The sequence below is a fragment of the Pseudomonas sp. NFX224 genome, from assembly GCF_048565165.1.
Lineage (GTDB): Bacteria > Pseudomonadota > Gammaproteobacteria > Pseudomonadales > Pseudomonadaceae > Aquipseudomonas.
Genome location: NZ_CP183416.1, coordinates 5,503,538 through 5,519,797 on the forward strand (window position 1 = coordinate 5,503,538; position 16,260 = coordinate 5,519,797).

General features: G+C 57.2%; 13 protein-coding genes and 1 pseudogene. 12 read left to right on the plus strand and 2 right to left on the minus strand.

What is annotated here, in order from left to right; genetic code table 11:
• Positions 1 to 32: 32 nt before the first annotated feature.
• The 4 genes from ACNYC6_RS25145 (at position 33) to ACNYC6_RS25160 (ending at position 5,535) form a co-directional block, all read left to right on the plus strand.
• On the plus strand, positions 33 to 827 hold the full coding sequence (locus ACNYC6_RS25145; RefSeq protein ID WP_419709636.1) for a 2-oxo acid dehydrogenase subunit E2: 795 nt from the start codon (positions 33 to 35) through the stop codon (positions 825 to 827).
• Between the two features lie 121 nt (positions 828 to 948).
• Positions 949 to 2,262, plus strand: coding sequence for an aromatic ring-hydroxylating oxygenase subunit alpha (locus ACNYC6_RS25150; RefSeq protein ID WP_419709637.1), 1,314 nt, complete (start codon positions 949 to 951; stop codon positions 2,260 to 2,262).
• The gene (locus tag ACNYC6_RS25155; RefSeq protein WP_419709638.1) at positions 2,262 to 3,983 is read left to right on the plus strand and encodes an AMP-binding protein; all 1,722 of its coding nucleotides are present in this window, start codon (positions 2,262 to 2,264) and stop codon (positions 3,981 to 3,983) included. Before ACNYC6_RS25150 ends, ACNYC6_RS25155 begins: the two co-directional genes overlap by 1 nt.
• Positions 3,984 to 4,032: 49 nt before the next feature.
• Positions 4,033 to 5,535, plus strand: coding sequence for a class I adenylate-forming enzyme family protein (locus tag ACNYC6_RS25160; protein ID WP_419709639.1), 1,503 nt, complete (start codon positions 4,033 to 4,035; stop codon positions 5,533 to 5,535).
• Between the two features lie 51 nt (positions 5,536 to 5,586).
• On the opposite strand, the gene ACNYC6_RS25165 is transcribed toward ACNYC6_RS25160, so the two are convergent.
• The gene (locus tag ACNYC6_RS25165) at positions 5,587 to 6,333 is read right to left on the minus strand and encodes a FadR/GntR family transcriptional regulator (protein ID WP_419709640.1); all 747 of its coding nucleotides are present in this window, start codon (positions 6,331 to 6,333) and stop codon (positions 5,587 to 5,589) included.
• A gap of 316 nt (positions 6,334 to 6,649) precedes the next feature.
• Here ACNYC6_RS25165 and ACNYC6_RS25170 point away from each other — a divergent pair, with 316 nt between their 5' ends.
• The 5 genes and pseudogenes from ACNYC6_RS25170 (at position 6,650) to ACNYC6_RS25190 (ending at position 10,508) form a co-directional block, all read left to right on the plus strand.
• Positions 6,650 to 7,840 (plus strand): acyl-CoA dehydrogenase family protein, encoded by a 1,191-nt coding sequence (locus ACNYC6_RS25170; RefSeq protein WP_419709641.1) that lies wholly within the window; start codon positions 6,650 to 6,652, stop codon positions 7,838 to 7,840.
• Positions 7,841 to 7,843: 3 nt separating this feature from the next.
• Positions 7,844 to 8,977, plus strand: a complete 1,134-nt coding sequence (locus tag ACNYC6_RS25175; protein WP_419709642.1) for an acyl-CoA dehydrogenase family protein — start codon at positions 7,844 to 7,846, stop codon at positions 8,975 to 8,977.
• A 90-nt stretch (positions 8,978 to 9,067) separates the two neighbouring features.
• Positions 9,068 to 9,358: pseudogene (locus ACNYC6_RS25180) on the plus strand (hydroxymethylglutaryl-CoA lyase); the annotation flags it as partial.
• Positions 9,359 to 9,462: 104 nt separating this feature from the next.
• Complete coding sequence (locus ACNYC6_RS25185; RefSeq protein WP_419709643.1) at positions 9,463 to 10,059, plus strand: TetR/AcrR family transcriptional regulator; 597 nt, start codon at positions 9,463 to 9,465, stop codon at positions 10,057 to 10,059.
• A gap of 215 nt (positions 10,060 to 10,274) precedes the next feature.
• Entirely contained in the window at positions 10,275 to 10,508 is a 234-nt protein-coding gene (locus ACNYC6_RS25190) for a hypothetical protein (protein ID WP_419709644.1), read from the plus strand.
• Positions 10,509 to 10,778: 270 nt separating this feature from the next.
• On the opposite strand, the gene ACNYC6_RS25195 is transcribed toward ACNYC6_RS25190, so the two are convergent.
• On the minus strand, positions 10,779 to 11,489 hold the full coding sequence (locus ACNYC6_RS25195) for a CerR family C-terminal domain-containing protein (protein WP_419709645.1): 711 nt from the start codon (positions 11,487 to 11,489) through the stop codon (positions 10,779 to 10,781).
• Positions 11,490 to 11,590: 101 nt separating this feature from the next.
• On the opposite strand from ACNYC6_RS25195, the gene ACNYC6_RS25200 reads away from it, so the two are divergent.
• From ACNYC6_RS25200 to ACNYC6_RS25210, 3 genes are read left to right on the plus strand one after another with little or no spacing between them, the layout of a single operon-like run.
• Complete coding sequence (locus ACNYC6_RS25200; RefSeq protein ID WP_419709646.1) at positions 11,591 to 12,715, plus strand: HlyD family secretion protein; 1,125 nt, start codon at positions 11,591 to 11,593, stop codon at positions 12,713 to 12,715.
• Positions 12,708 to 14,288 carry a DHA2 family efflux MFS transporter permease subunit gene (locus ACNYC6_RS25205; RefSeq protein ID WP_419709647.1) on the plus strand — a complete coding sequence of 527 codons (1,581 nt, stop codon included), beginning with the start codon at positions 12,708 to 12,710 and terminating at the stop codon, positions 14,286 to 14,288. The genes ACNYC6_RS25200 and ACNYC6_RS25205 overlap by 8 nt, the downstream gene beginning before the upstream one ends.
• Positions 14,285 to 15,712 carry an efflux transporter outer membrane subunit gene (locus ACNYC6_RS25210; RefSeq protein WP_419709648.1) on the plus strand — a complete coding sequence of 476 codons (1,428 nt, stop codon included), beginning with the start codon at positions 14,285 to 14,287 and terminating at the stop codon, positions 15,710 to 15,712. The genes ACNYC6_RS25205 and ACNYC6_RS25210 overlap by 4 nt, the downstream gene beginning before the upstream one ends.
• Positions 15,713 to 16,260 lie beyond the last annotated feature (548 nt).

Consider the following 16,260-nt stretch of genomic DNA (forward strand, 5'->3'; position numbering starts at 1 on the left):
GTCACACCCAACGTCATGGCAGGGAATTAAGCATGAGTTCGATTGAAAGTTTGTTCACGAACGTCGCTGCGCCTCAACGTGTCGACCACGGCACGTTCGGCGACATCCACACAGTACCGCTTTCGAAAATCCAGCGGTTCACCGGCGCCGTCATGGCGCGCAACTGGCTGACCGTCCCGCACGTCACTCACTTCTTCGAAGCCGACGTGACCGACCTGGAGAAGTGGCGCACAGAGGAAGCTGCCCAGGGCAGGCGAGCGCCGAGCGTACTTTCCTTCATCGTCCGTGCTGCAGTTTCGGCATTGCAGAGGTATCCCCACTTCAATGCTTCGCTGTCAGAAGATGGGCAGGAGCTGATACTCAAGCGCTATTACCATGTTGGGATCGCGACTAACACTCCGCAAGGGTTGCTGGTTCCGGTCATTCGAGACTGTGACAAGAAAGATTTGGCGTCCATTACTGCTGAAATTTCAGCCGTGGCGGAGCAAGCCCGCAGCAAAGGACTGCCTCTATCCAAGATGGCTGGGGGCTCTTTCACCGTCAGTTCCTTGGGCGCATTGGGAGGAACAGGCTTTACCCCGATCATCAATGCACCGGAAGTGGCCATTTTGGGCGTAAGCCAGACCCGGTGGTTAGCGCAGCCTGAAGAAAGCGGCACGGGCGTCGCCTGGCGTCGCCGTCTGCCACTGGCGCTCAGCTACGACCATCGCGTAATCAACGGTGTCGATGCTGGGCAATTCGCTGCTCATTTGTCAGAGCAGTTGTCGCAATCTATCCCTGTACTTTCCGAGCAGCCAGGCCGGCTGGGAGAGCGCGAGGCAGTCTGACGAGTTGAGTCACTCCGAGCAGTGACCCGATCAGGAGGGCCCGCGGCGCAGACCCGTCAAAGATGAGAAAGACAGGTGATAATCGTCAGAGTTCTTTTACAAAAACAATAGGATTTTCATGATGACCACATCCAGCAATGGCGACTACATCCCTATCAATGTTGAAGGGTATCACCGACGCGATATCATCGACCGGGAAAACGCGGTGCTGTGGCCCAAAGTGTGGCTGATTGCTTGCCGGGTCGAGGAGCTTGAAAAACCAGGAGACTTCGTCACCTTTGATGTAGGCAATGAGTCGTTCCTTTTGGTCAGCACTCAAGAAGGCATAAAGGTTTACTTCAACGTCTGTCAGCATCGTGGCCGGCGCCTTAAAGGTGGATGCGGAAACACCGGTAAACATATCCGCTGCCCGTTCCACGGTTGGCGCTGGGATCTGGATGGCCGCATCGCGCATGTGACCGATGAGGATGACTGGCAGGGCAGTGCCAATTGCGAGAAAGAAAATCTGGCACTTCAAGAAGTCCGTTTCCAATTGTGGGGAGGGTGGGTCTGGATCACGATGGATCCTGACATCGAGCCTCTGCTGGAGTATCTGGGTCCCATTCCCGATATTTTCAAACACCACGAGCTGGACAAGTGTCGCCGTACATGGCACCAGACAGTCGTGTTTCCTGCCAACTGGAAGCTTGCTCTGGATGCCTTCAATGAGGGCTACCACGTGGAGGCGACCCATAGCCAAATCGCGCGTTATGGTCGTCCTAAATCGTTATCCAAAGCCTTCGGCAAGCATGGCTGGTTCGGTTATCCGGGCTACATGCAAAAAGCGACTACCCAAGGTGACATCCGCATCGACTATCGCAAGTTGTTGATCCAGCGTGAGCACGAGCGTGATGAATGGCTGCACGCCTTGGTGTCCGAATACGCGCTGCGTGCAGTAGACCGTCTGCTGGATGAGGTGCCAGAGTGGGCGCCGTATTCCGAGGTAGTGGCTGCGTATGCCCGGATGCACCGAGAGGAAGCCATCAAAGCAGGTGCGCCTTGGCCGATGCAGCTGACGGGCGAAGACATGGAGCGGGCTGGGACTTGCTGGCACGTGTTCCCGAACACGATTTTCCTGCCAAGCGTTGACGGCGCATTGTGGTATCGCGCCCGACCTAACGGTGATGACCCGGACACTTGCCTCTACGATATCTGGTGGCTTCAGCGCTATGCGCCTGGGGAAGAACCCACTGTCACCAACGAGTTTTACCCCACGGTTGAATCCTTCAAGGGTAAGAACCCATTCCTGGAACAGGACTTCTCAAACCTGGCCGCGGTTCAGCAGGGCGTCAAGTCGCGTGGTTTCAAAGGCGCTCGAACCAGTCCCGTTCAAGAGGTGGCAATCAGCAACTTCCACCAAACACTCGCTACTTACCTGGATTCGGGGACCCTTTGATGGCATTTGATAGCTCGCACCTTGGCCGCTCGCCGGACATCGTGCACACGCCCGGCGGCGACATGCCGCAATGGTTTACACCTCGTTTGCCCAGTGCAGAGGAGTGCTCCCTGGGATTGTTGTTGAAGCAACGTGCCCAGGCTGCGCCTGACAGGATCTTTGTAAAGTTCGACGATTGCACTGTCTGGACGCAGGCTCAGGCCTACAGCCAGGCGTTGCTCGCCGCTGGTCGCTTAAGACATCTGGGCGTCGGTTCTGGCGATCATTTGCTCATATGGCTACCGAACGGTCCCGACATGCTTCGCTATATGTTGGGTGCCTGGCTGATCGGAGCCACCGTCGTACCTGTCAATATTTCCTTCAAGGGCTCCATTCTGGAGCACGTCGTCCAAAAATCCGAAGCTGCTGTAATGGTGGCTCATCCGGAACTGGTCGCCAAACTGACAGGGCTTGATACCGGTTCACTTCGCACAGTGCTGGTGCCCGGTCACGAAGCCATCGAACCGGGCGCGGTCACGATTGGCCCTTGGACTCGGGTGGATGAAGCGTTGATTGCCGCTGACGCAGATGGTTGCGAATGCTCGGTGATTGTCAATGAAGCGTGGCATATCGGCGCTATCATTTTCACCTCCGGAACAACGGGTAAGTCAAAAGCGGTAAAAGTGCCGTTGGGTCAACTGTGGACCCTGGGTCAAACGTTTTACGGTTACATGACGCCAAACGATCGAATGCTGCTCGTGTTGCCGCTCTTTCACATCGCTGCGTTGGGCGCGTTGTTTGGTGCAATGTGCGCTGGGAGTTCATTCGCACTCACCGAGTCGTTCAAGGCCTCAACATTCTGGAAGACTGTGTCCTCTACCGAGGCGACAACGTTGCCTGGGCTAGGCCCCACGCTGATCGAAATGTTGATGAAGGCCGACCCCGCGGCGTCTGACACCACACACACGCTTCGCACTTGCATCGTGCAGTCTGCTTCGCAAACGGCGCTCGCGTTTTCGTCACGCTTTGGGTGCGATCTTGTCTGCTGTTACAACATGAGTGAAGCGTCTTGTATCGCGATGTCGGAGCCAGGCAAGCACCGGGACGGCAGTCTGGGCAAGCCTCGCCGAGGCATCGAGGTCCGCATCGTTGACGGCCATGATGTAGAGGTCAAGCGCGGCGAGGTGGGGGAGGTCGTGCTGCGCTCCGCGTTGCCATGGACGCTCAATGCCGGTTACCACAACGATTTTGAGGAAACCGTTAAGGCGTGGAACAACGGTTGGTTCCACACCGGAGATCTGGTGCGCCAGGACGAAGAGGGATATCTGTACTTCGTTGACAGGATGAAAGACATCATCCGCCGGCGCAGCGAGAACATCTCTTCCCATGAGCTGGAGCTGGAGATGAGGAAGCATCCCGCCATCCGAGATGCGGCGGCCGTGGGCGTTCTGACTGCGCAAGGCGATGAAGTCCTTATGGCGATAACGTTGATAGATGACGCCGTCGTTGGCCCTGCAGATCTGATTGAGTTTCTCATCGAGCGGTTGCCACACTTTATGGTACCCAGGTTTCTGCGCATTCTTCCTGAGTTACCGAAGACACAAGGTACGAATCGGGTGAAAAAGGCCGTGCTTCGTGCTGAAGGGGTCAGCATTGACTGTTGGGACCGAGAGGCGGCGGGATACCGTATCAGGCGTGAACAGCTGACCTCATCGGGTCGGGCACCTGAGTCATCAACATGAGTTACGTAGATCAAGTTACGTACATTAGTTTCGTACATTGGAGCCTGATGTGAGCATCGACCTACTGCAACGTCTGGAAGCTGTTTTTTCGCTGGATCCCAATGCTGTCGCCATCGAGCAGGATGGCCGGGAATATACTTATGGGCAGGTCGCGAGCCTGGTGTCGGCACTTGACCGTACGTTGGAACAAGCCGAGATTCCTGCGGGTACGCCTGTAGGGCTTTTGTTGCGCAACCGCCCTGGATGCCTGGCCGTGGCGTTAGGGCTGATCTGGAAGAACCGTTGCCTCGTAACGGTCAATCCCATGTTGCCGCCCGAGCCTTTGCGGCGCGACCTCGAAGCCCTGAATGTACCCGTTCTGGTAGCAGAAGCGGTGGATTGGGAAGACCCGGTGTTCTCAACGAGCGCTCGGCAATCAAAGGCGCTGGGCCTCAAGATCGTCTATAACCCGGATGGCTTTGCACTGGAGATCGTACAGCATGCCGGTTTTGACGACACAAGCCGCGACAGGCTCCCGGACATCGCCATCGAAATGCTCACCAGTGGCACCACCGGCGCGCCGAAACGCATAAAACTGCGACGCGAGAGCCTTTCGAAATCACTGTGGGCCGGGGCTCGTTATGAGTCGGGGGGAGGGGAGCTCAGCCTGCACAAAACCCCCGCTTTGCTATGGATGCCGTTGGTACACATTGGCGGATTGTGGAACGCCATTTACCAGTGGTACAACGGGCGTCGAATCTTGCTTATCGAGAAGTTCAGCCTTGACGCATGGCATCACGCGGTAAGTGAGCACCGTCTGCGGTTCGCATCACTTCCTCCCAGCGCACTGGGAGATTTGCTGGAGCGCAATTGGCCTCGCGAAGATTTCAGCAGTCTGCTGGCCATTCGTTGCGGTGCCGCTCCGCTCAATCATGATCTGGCAGAGCAATTCGAGGACCGCTACGGCGTGCCGGTGCTGGAAGCCTATGGCGCCACCGAGTTTGCAGGCGGTGTCGCTGGGTGGACGATCAAGGATTATCGAGCATTTGGGCGTGCGAAACGTCGAAGCGTTGGCAGGGCTAATCCTGGTGTAAAACTCAGGGTCGTGGATGCCCAGACCTTTGAGCCTGTAGCGGCCAATCAAGAGGGGCTGCTTGAGGTATGCAGTCCTCAATCAGAAGACGCAACTGCATGGGTACGCACAACGGATCGTGCAAAACTCGACGAAGACGGTTTCCTCTACATCCTCGGTCGTGCAGATAACGCGATTAATCGGGGCGGCTTCAAAATCATGCCTGAACACGTCGAAAGTGTACTCAGAGACCACCCCGCGGTAGTGGAAGCTTGTGTGGTCGGGGTCGTCGATGAACGGTTGGGTCAGATACCTGTAGCCGCATGCCAGCAGCGCAGTGGCGTACCCGCGCCGGAGTACACGGAATTGAAGGCGTGGCTGAGCGTCAGGCTGAAATCGTATGAAATTCCGGTGCACGTCCGCTGGATGCCGGAATTACCCCGCACACCCTCCTTGAAAGTCAGTCAGCTCAGCATTCGGGAACTATTCCGGACTCCCTGATGGACTTGTCAACGCTCGCACAGCATTTGCGAGCGTTGGCTCCTCATCGGCTTATGTGGTTTCGCGTTTACCCGGGGGTTCGCTGCGGCGGTTCAAATCTTCCTTGAGCCATCCTGAGGACATCTTGGCGCACCGGTTGGCATACAGTAAGGCAAGCTCTTCATCATTAGCCAGCACGGCCGCGCCCAGATGATTCAATTCGCCGTTCAGCATCGCCATGCGTTCTGGACGGTGGCGATAAAGATCATCACTGCGACTGGTTCGCGCGGCGACATCCAGCAGGATGCTTAGGAAAAGCTGCAAGGTTTTGTTCCCGCTCATTTTACCCAATAGCTCGTAGAACCGACGCTCCCGAAGCAGGAAGTCGACAAAGTTAGGCTCAGCTGACGCACTGGTCTGGGTTTCAGCGAACAGTTTCCTGAGTTCATCGCGCAACTCCTCGTCTTGGCAGCTCGCTGCCAGACGTGCGAGCTCAACTCGGATAGGTGCGAATGTCGCGACAACTTCTGAGATGGGGGCGTTATGTGCCTTCAGGTAGAGAGCGGCGATACTGCTGACCGCCTTCGCTTCAGGTCTGCGTGCGAAATATCCTCCTCCGACCCCTCTACGTACCATCAGCAGTTGCTCTTGTGCCAGAACCCCTGCCGCCTGGCGCAACGTTGGCCGACTTACCTGATAGCGTGCTACCAGGCTGTCTTCGGAACCTAGAAGATCCCCTTCAGCGCATTGGAGCGCCTCTTTACGCATGGCTTCTGCGACTTTGGCGACTGCAGTACTGGAGGCGTCTTTTTTTTGCATTGAAGGATTCCGATATTCAAATAGTTCTATTTCCGCATCCTATCACGACTCAAGCAAGGTTTCCGTGCTGTGAATCAACCTTTCTCTACCGAGATTGTGCGTGCGTGAGGTAGCGCGGCTTAATCAGCGATTGCCTGGGCTTTTTGAGTCGACCCTTGGATGTCTGCAGCGCTCCCATCGCTTGCAAGCAGCCAATAATCATCTATTGATATTACTGTATATGAGATTTATCCAAGTAAATTCGCCTCATTCCACGTAGACCTGTCGATATAAATGAAATAGAGTAATCTCTAGATCAGATCGGCGAGGGGATAAAATGAAGCTCAGTTATGACGAACGATATGTCTCGTTCCAGGAAGAAGTGGATGCGTTTCTTAGCACCCATTGGCAAAAAGCCAAGGGTGGCAAGGCTGAAGGTGCGGGTGAATACATTAAGACGTTCCGTCGTCTGGCAACCGAAAACGGCTATCTGTATCGAGGCATTCCTAAACGTTTCGGTGGGAGCGAACAAGCGCCAGATGTGATCAAGGCGCAGATCATTACCCAGTCATTCGCAGCGGCAGGTGCACCGATGGAGGTGTCCGGGATCGGCATGATGATGCTGGTGCCGACATTGCTTGAGGTAGGGACCGATGCACAAAAAGAGCGGTTCGTCGAAAAAACCGTGCTCGGCCAGTATAAATGGGCTCAAGGGTATTCCGAGCCGCAGGCGGGCTCCGATCTGGCATCGTTGAGATCACGCGCGGAGTTGGTCGGAGACGAATGGGTCATAAATGGCCATAAAATATGGACGACGCGTGCGCACGAAGCTAACTATATGTTTGCGTTGCTGCGTACAGAGCCGGATGCGCCCAAGCACGGGGGGCTGTCTTATATTTTGCTGGACTTCAATCAGCCGGGCGTAACCGTCCGCCCTATCAAGCAGATCAATGGCGGGCGAGAGTTTTGTGAGGTGTTTCTCGATAACGTGCGCACCCCGGCCGACTGGATCGTGGGGCAGCGTGGTGAGGGATGGGCTGTATCAAAAGTCAATCTCAAGCACGAGCGGAACTCGGTGGGATCTTCGTCCCGGTCATTGCCGATCTTCCACAGCCTTATCAAACTTGCACAGACTGCAAGTATCAACGGCCGTCCGGCAATTGAAAATCCGCGCATCCGGGCGCGGCTGGTTGCCATTGAAGGATATGTGAAATCTCAGCTGTGGTCGGGGTACTACCAATTGACCAAGGCGTCCTGCGATGAACCGGTGGGTACTCTCGGGTTGGTGAACAAGATCACGACTACCAATATTCTTCAATCCATCGCTGAGACCGCAACTGAAATCATCGGTGAGGCAGGGCTCAAAGCACCGCCCCCTGAGGATGTCCGTGGAAGCGGGCCAGAGAAATGGCTTAATCAGATTCTGGGTTCACTCGCGCTGTCGCTTGCCGGCGGTGCTTCCAACATTCAGCGCAATATCATTGCCGAGCGTGGCCTGGGCCTGCCTCGGACCGGAACGGGGCAATAATCGATGCAATTCGACCTTGATGATGATCAAAAGGCTATCCAGGCCATGCTTGAGGATTTTCTGGGCAATCGCCTGAATCCGGTGCGAGCCTTAGAAATTAGCGATGCAGGTGGATTGGACTCAGCACTCTGGGAAGAGGCCATGAGCCTCGGCCTCGCAGGCACTATGGTGCCCGAGGAGCACGCCGGATTGGGTAGCGACCTGTTGACCCTAGCCGTAATCGCAGAAGCGTTCGGGCGTTTTGCAGTGTCGCTGCCTGTGTTGCCCAATGCTTTGGCAGCTTGGGTCATAGCCAGATATGGCAGCGTCGACCAACAAGCAAAATGGCTGTCGGGATTATTGGACGGCTCAAAGGTTGCCGCATTCGCACTAGGTGAGGCCGATTCAAATGGCGGCCCGGACTCATGGCGGCTCGAAACGGGCGCAAGTATCACCAAAACATCAGTCGAGTGGGGAGCGCATGCGCACGTCTTCCTGGTCGGGCTCAAAAACGGTTCGTTGGGCCTGGTCGCAGCTGACGATGTCGGAGTGAGCGTTTCGTCATTTGAGGTGCTGGACCGAACACGGCCTCTGGCGGACGTGTGCTTTGATAGTGCGCCGATCGAAATGTTGCCCGCAGCGGATGAGACCTTGGGGCGTCGCGTCCTCGACGCGCTGCTGATCTTGCTAAGCGCTGATGCCTATGGTGCCGGGTCGCAGGCGCTGGACATGGCCACCGAGTACGCGAAGGAGCGCGTCCAATTCGGTCAGGCTATTGGCGCATTCCAGGCAATCAAGCATCAGTTGGCCAACCTCGCGGTTGAGGTCCTGCCATCACGCGCCCTTTACTGGTACGCCGCCCATGCTTGGGATCAGTTGCCAGCTGAGAGCGAGCGTGCCGCCGCCTTGGCCAAAGCCCATTTGGGTGCAGTCGCCGTTCGAACTGCGCGGTTGGCGGTGGAGATACATGGGGGCATCGGATACACCTGGGAGTACCCACTGCATCTCTGGCTCAAGCGAGCCATGTATGACAGCACAGCGTTGGGCGATGCTGCCCAGCATCATGAACGCGTTGCACAGCTGTCAGACTGGGTGAGCAGAGATGAGTCCTCCGAGGCACTTGATCAGCCACAGGTGTCCGGACAGCTCCTTCCATAGCATGCTCTCGTTGCGCCCAGATACAGAGTGTAATTGGGCGCACATGTTAGTAGGGAAGGGCAGCGTTTTGATAGGAATGGAGATTGGGCCATGAACCTCCCTGGATTCGTGCGCATCGTTGAAGTAGGCCCTAGAGACGGACTGCAGAATGAAAAGCAGCCAATTTCGGACGCTGACAAAGTGCAATTGGTCAACGACTTGTCAGCAGCTGGCCTGAGTCATATCGAAGTCGGTAGTTTCGTGTCGTCCGCATGGGTGCCCCAAATGGCCGGTACCCTGAATGTATTTTCAACCATCGATTGCATCGTAGGCGTGATGTATGCGGCTTTGACGCCGAATTTGAGAGGGTTGGAGGCCGTATTTGAAGTGCAGGCATCGGAAAGTCTTCCTGGACTCATCCGTGCAGGCCAGACTATCTGTAATGTCTTGGGGCGTTCTAACGGAGCAAAGGTCGCAGCCACGATAGGTGCCGCGGGGAGGGAGCTATGGAGGTCCTAGCACGCCACGATCAGAGCATTTCGGATTACATTCGGACCGTGGCGTGCGATCTGTTTTGTCGTGATGGTTACAACGGTACCGGCATGCGTGGTCTCGCAGCAGCGGTTGGCATTCAACCCGGCTCGCTCTATAACCACATCGACAGCAAACAAACGCTTTTGTATGAGTTGGTGAGCGACTATGAATCACACTTGGTATTGCTATATACCCACAAGTCTTTGGCAAGGTGCAGAACTGCATCGGCCTGCATCACCCTGCTGTGGGAGTCGATCGAACAATATGTGATCGATAACTCGAGCCTCAGTCGGGTCGCTCGCAGTGAAAAGGGAAACTTGACTGAAGCACAAGCCTGTGCGATCGCACGCTTTGCCGAGCGGCGAGTGCTTGCGTTGCGAACCATGCTGTGCAAATTTGCGCGCGATGTTGGTTTGAGCGAGGAGGGTGCTTATGAGCTCGCCGATGAGCTGCATCGTCTACTTGAGTGTAATACAAGCCTATTGCTCGCCTCTCCACGAGCGGACACCAGCTTTGTGAGGCGGCAACTGCGTGCCATGGCGATGATGCTGCTGATCAAGCGGGACTGACTTGATACTGGCTTATAGGCGCCAATGGCAGGCCACGCGCCGTGGGGGGCTCAAGATCGGACAGTTTGGACGTTTCGGTAGTATTGGCTGAAAGTGTTCAATCGGCAGATGTACACCTATCAGTCATAAATCAGGTTGGCTGGAATGGTCTTGTGCAAGCGCTATCCTACACAGCCTTGGTACCTGCGCTGGCTTACATAAAAAAAGGAAGCGTCATGAGTTGCCTGATTTGCGCGGGGCGCGCCGAAACCATTGACTGTATGGAAGGCTGGGAAGAGCGGTTTTGCTCGCAATGTGGACGCTATCGCATGTCCCAGGCGCTCGTGCTCACACTTATGGACCAAGGACAGATATTTGATACCGGGCAGATGCGTCGTTGGCTTGAGGCGCAGCGATGTGCTGTACCAGTGCCATTTATTGATGCCCACCAGGCGCTGTTAGCGCAGTAGGGCGGTTCAACGTTCATCGCATATCGGTGATGCCTCTTCAATATGACCACGACTTCGAACGATTGCTTGTGCACTGGACTCACGCAGTTGACATAGGCACTCAAACTCCCGAGCGGAATCAATAGCGCGCTTTCGTCTACTCCGCGTACGCCATCCCTTACTGATCTGAGCCTTGCGCGCATCCCACAAGGGGCATCGTAGAGAAGAGCCAAGCTAGAAGAGGGTCGTTTCAGGGTTATGTCATGGGGGTGGAAACGGGCGGCAAATCGCTCATAGACGCCCAGCGTCTCGTTCCAAAATTAACGCACGCAGGGTCAATCTGGTTTGCCCGAGCAACACCAGACGCACCGATTCCACCCGCGTCTGATCAATATTGTCCCACCCCAGAACTCCAAGCACCTGCGTGCGGAGCACGCGAAACACTATACCCTGGCTGTTGATTGCAAAGGTGCGGATGAGGGTGCGCTCATCATCGGCCGGCAGCCCGGTAAGGTGGCCGACGATAGCGGTGGTCACGGCACCCGTGCGCTGATGGAGTCGACTCCTCATCAGTTCAGCCGTGCCCGGAGGGCCGAGTCCCGCCTGCTCTCGGGCCATGAACAGTCGCCAGGGTTGAGCAGAAGGAGTGTCGTGGATGAAACCGATGAAACCGCCGATTAATGCCAAGTATGCGTCAATCAGCTGCTCATCGCTGCAGCGCGGGTCAGCCAGTACTTGCTCTGCATACTCGACCGGACTGGCTAATTGTTCCCAGATCCGGTCCAGGATGTACTCAACACACGCCAGGTAAACCCCTTCCTTATTGTCGAAGTAATATTGCAACGCAGGCGCGTTTACGCCTGCCTCCATGGCGATCTCGCGAGTTGAGGCCCCCTCAAAACCGCGTTCGCCAAACAGTTTTAGGGCACTGTCAATGATACGGGCGCGAGTTTCTTCGCCGCGTTGATAGCCACCCTCGGCAGTGGGTTTATGTCGGGCCATAAGCGTACCTGCAAGTCGATTGAATCGAAAATATATCACTTGACATAAAATTAACCAAGTTGCATTTTATATCAACTGGAATAAAATGGAAACTTGTAGGCATGTCCTCAGACCAACCGCTTAGTCTGCACAATCATCTTCGATCCGCTTCTGTTACTGACGTTGAAAGCGAAAAACACCACAGTCCCAAAGGCGTGCTATGGGGGCTTGGTGTCATCGCAGCGGTTGTAGCACTTGCCTGGGGCGGCCATTGGTATGTGGTCGGCCGCTTCATCGAAACCACTGACGATGCCTACCTGCAGGCTGACAGCATGACCGTCGCACCTAAGGTCGGCGGCTACATTGCCGAGGTGCTGGTGGCCGACAACCAGAAGGTCGAGGCCGGCCAGGCGGTGGCGCGTCTCGACTACGGCAACTACCTGGCTGCGGCGGATAAGTCGGCTGCCACAGTGCAGGCGCGGCAGGCGGATGTCGCTCGTGCCGAGGCCGAGCTGGCCCAACAAGACGCGAGTATCGCCCAAGCCAAGGCCGAGCTCGTCGGTGCTGAGGCAGATCTGCGGCATGCCCGCGGTCAAGTTCAGCGCTACCGGCCGCTGGCCCGCTCAGGCGCCGAGACCGAAGAGCGTCTCGATACCTTGACCAACGAACAATCCCGCGCCAGCGCTACCCTGACCGCCAAGCAAGCGGGATTGCGTGTTGCCCAAGTTCGCATTGGCACGCTCAAGGCCCAGTTACAGCAGGCCCAGGCACAGTTGGAAGTGTCCAAGGCCAGTGCCCGACAGTCGGATTTTGACCTAAAGGACACCGTGTTGAGCAGCCCGATCGCCGGGCGGGTTGCCGACCGCAGCATACGGGTCGGTCAGTTCGCTCAACCCGGCACGCGCCTTATGACCATCGTCCCGGTGCAGTCGCTGTACCTCACAGCAAATTTCAAGGAAACCCAGGTCGGCACCATGCGCCCAGGGCAAACCGTTAATGTGCATGTCGATGCCTTGCCTGGGCAAGAACTGACCGGACGCATTGATAGTATCTCTCCCGGCACCGGCGCGCAGTTCGCTTTGCTGCCGCCGTCCAACGCTACCGGCAATTTCACCAAGATCGTCCAGAGGGTTCCGGTTCGCATCCTCCTGGACATCCCCGAGACAGTCCGCCCGGCGCTGGTGCCCGGCATGTCGGTGACCGTCGATGTCGATATCCGCACCGGCCCGGACGACCATCATGGCTGAAGCCACACTTACGGCACACAACGCCCCTGCGCGTGCAGCCAATGCTTCGCTTACCGACTGGATCGCCGTCACTGCTGGCTCGCTCGGTGCTTTGCTGGCGACATTAGACATTTCCATCACCAACTCGGCCCTGCCGCAGATCCAGGGCCAGATTGGAGCCACCGGCACTGAAGGTACCTGGATCAGCACGGGCTATCTTATGTCGGAAATTGTCGTGATCCCCCTCGCGGCCTGGCTGACACGTGTGTTCGGGCTGCGCCGGTTCCTGATGGTCATGGCAGTACTGTTCACCTTCTTCTCGATGTACTGCGGCATGTCCGACAGTCTCGCCGGCATGATCGCGGGGCGCATCGGCCAGGGATTTGCCGGTGGCGCGATGATTCCGACTGGGCAGACTATCATCCGCACTCGCCTGCCCCAGCACCAGTTGCCCATTGGCATGAGCGTGTTCGGCTTGACAGTACTGCTGGGGCCATTGATGGGACCGGTGCTGGGCGGATGGTTGACCGAGAATGCTAGTTGGCGCTGGTGCTTCTTCCTCAACCTACCAGTAAGCATCGCCTTGGTGGCCTTGCTGTGGACGGGGCTGAAGCCGGAAAAACTTGAACTTGATCGCTTTTTTAAAGCCGACTGGCTGGGCATCATTGGCCTGGCCGCAGGCCTCAGCTCCTTGACCGTAGTGCTGGAGGAGGGCCAGCGTGAACGCTGGTTCGAGTCGCACATGATCCTTTGGTTGACCGTGCTATCTGCGATTGGATTCATGCTGGTCATAATCGGTCAACTCAAAGCCAAGCAACCCATCATCCGCTTGAGTCTGATGCGCAACGCGAACTATGCCAGCGTGATTCTGATCGTTTCTGTAGTCGGGGCGGGGATCTATAGCATCTCCTACCTTCTGCCTCAGTTTCTTGGCAATGTCACGGGCTACAACGCCCAGCAAGCCGGGTCAATCATGTTGTTGTCGGGGTTGCCTGCCTTCTTGTTGATGCCAGTTTTGCCTAAGCTGATAGCGCGCTACCAGGCGCGCTGGCTGGTGAGCATAGGCCTAGCGATGTTTTGCATCAGCTGTCTGCTCGACGTGGGGTTGACCGCGGACAGTGTCGGTCACGACTTCTGGGGCTCGCAGATCATCCGTGGCTTTGCCCAGGTGCTTGCGATGATGCCGCTTAACCAAGCGTCGATGTCAGCGGTGAAAACCGAGGAAGCTGCCGACGCCGCAGGGCTTTACAACATGGCGCGTAACCTCGGAGGCTCAATTGGATTAGCATTGATTGGCGTGCTGGTGGACCGGCGCGAGCACTACCACGACGCCATCTTGCGCGAGTCGGTCAATGCAAACGGCACCTTGGTTCAAGACCAGATGGCCGCCCGTGCTGCAAGTTTTCTTACCCAGGCTGGCGACGACGCCCGCGCGCAGATGCAGTCACTTGAGCAGCTTGCTCAGACCATTGCCCGTGAGGCCCTCGTGATGACCTACGGTGAGGCGTTCCTGGTGCTCGGACTGGCTCTGCTGGCTTGTATTCCCTTGGCACTGCTGCTCAAGACCTCAAAGCCTCAAGGTATCGCACGATGATTCAACAGACGTTACTGGCCACCCTTGTGCTGGTCGTGATTACCGGCTGCACGGTTGGTCCTGACTATCAGGGCGCACCGCTGGTTGCCGCAAAGACCTTCGCGAGCGGCCGCTTGGCTCACGATTCAGCTGCCGAGTCGTCAGCCCCACCAGCAGCTCAGTGGTGGCACAGCCTCGGCGATGCTCGACTTGACGCGTTAGTAGGCCAAGCGCTGGCAGGCAGCCCCAGCCTGGCTGAAGCCGAAGCTCGCCTGCGCCAGTCCCGTGCAGGCCTGGCCAGCGAACAGGCCGCTGGGCGTCCGAAACTTTCTGCCAATGCGACGATGTTGCGCATGCGTTCCCCGGACGCTTCGCAATTCAGCGGCAGTCAAAGTGGTGGAGGAGGGCGCGGGCCGTTGAGCTTATACCTGGTTGACTTCGACGCCAGTTGGGAGGCCGATCTGTTCGGCGGTACGCGGCGCGCGGTTGAGGCCGCCAATGCCAGTGCTGGCGCCAGTGCCGCAGAGTTAGCGGATGCTCAGGTGCAACTGGCCGCCGAGGTGGTGCAGACTTACGTTGATCTTCGCGACCGCCAGCAGCGTCTGACCTTGGTGGATGCCTCAAGCGAACTGGAACAACAAGTTCTGGAGCTGACCCGGCAGCGCCGAAGCCTTGGTGTGGCCAGCGAGTTGCAGCTGGAGCAGGTCATTACCCAGGCCGAGACCACGCGCTCGCAGCGCTTGCCGCTGCAGGCGCAGATCATCGAGTCAATGGATCAATTGGCAACGTTGTGCGGGCTTGCACCCGGCGAACTCGATGCTCGGTTGCAAACGCCCAGCGAACTGCCCAGCGTGCCGGGCCAGGTGCCCTTGGCAAATCCTGCGGCGATGCTCAAGGCACGTCCGGATATCCGCGCCGCTGAACGTCAGCTGGCGTCGGCCAATGCGCAGATCGGCGAAAAGACCGCTGACTGGTTCCCCAAGCTCAGCTTTTATGGCGATCTTGGGTTCAGCGCCGCAGACCCTGGACACTTAGCTCGCAAGGATAACGGCACTTGGCTGGCTGTGCCGCGCCTGAGTTGGAATGCCTTGGATTTTGGACGCGTCAAAGCGTCAATCGAAGGCGCGCAGGCGGGGCGGGATGTCGCCCTGGCGCAATACCGCAGCACCGTTCTCGAAGCGCTGCGCGACGCCGACACGGCGTTGGCCCGTTACGGCCACCAGCGCGAAAACGTGGTGATGCTGCGAGGCATTCAGGCCAGCGCCGAGCGCGCCGCTGACCTGACGCGACAGCGGTACCGCGCGGGTACCGCTAACACTCTGGACTGGCTGGATGCCGAACGTACCCGCTTCGACGCGCAGCAGAACCGCGTGTCGGGAGATGCGCAGCTGTTGAAGGATTTCGCTGCGCTGCACAAATCGTTGGGTTTGGGCTGGGAGGGCTGAAAAAAGTTGTGTAAAAACTGGTTTGCGTTAGCGTCGCCCCTCACCGCATGTCTCCAGAGCCAGATCGATTGACGAAGCGGCCCGATGCCATTTTTCGGCATCGAATGATGGTTCCAACACCTGACCCAGGGGTTCGTAGAAAGGCAGCGCGCAATGCGGCTGCCTGCTAGGAAAAATGGCTCAGCCGATCCATTCCAAGCCCGAAGACGCACGCCGCAGCGAGGAGACAGAGTTCGCCCCGTCGAGACTGTCTCCTGTTTCCGATAGCCGTTTCCGGCTTCCAATAGCAGTTCAGGCATCCGGTGCCTTATTCCTGCGAAATCTCGTTTGCGTCGAATGACCTCAAGCGTTACATCGGCGCGTCCCGGATGTGCCTACTCTTCCTGCCCTATTATTCCAGACGCAATCCGTCTTGTTTAGGGTCATCCCGTCCTCGGCTGAGTGACGCTTCAGGTAATGGCACCTGCGACGCTGGCATTCAGTAAAGGTTGCTCAAGCGCAACTGCCGACTTCGTTCAGCGTTCACGCCTCCTCTCTGCGGTATTTCC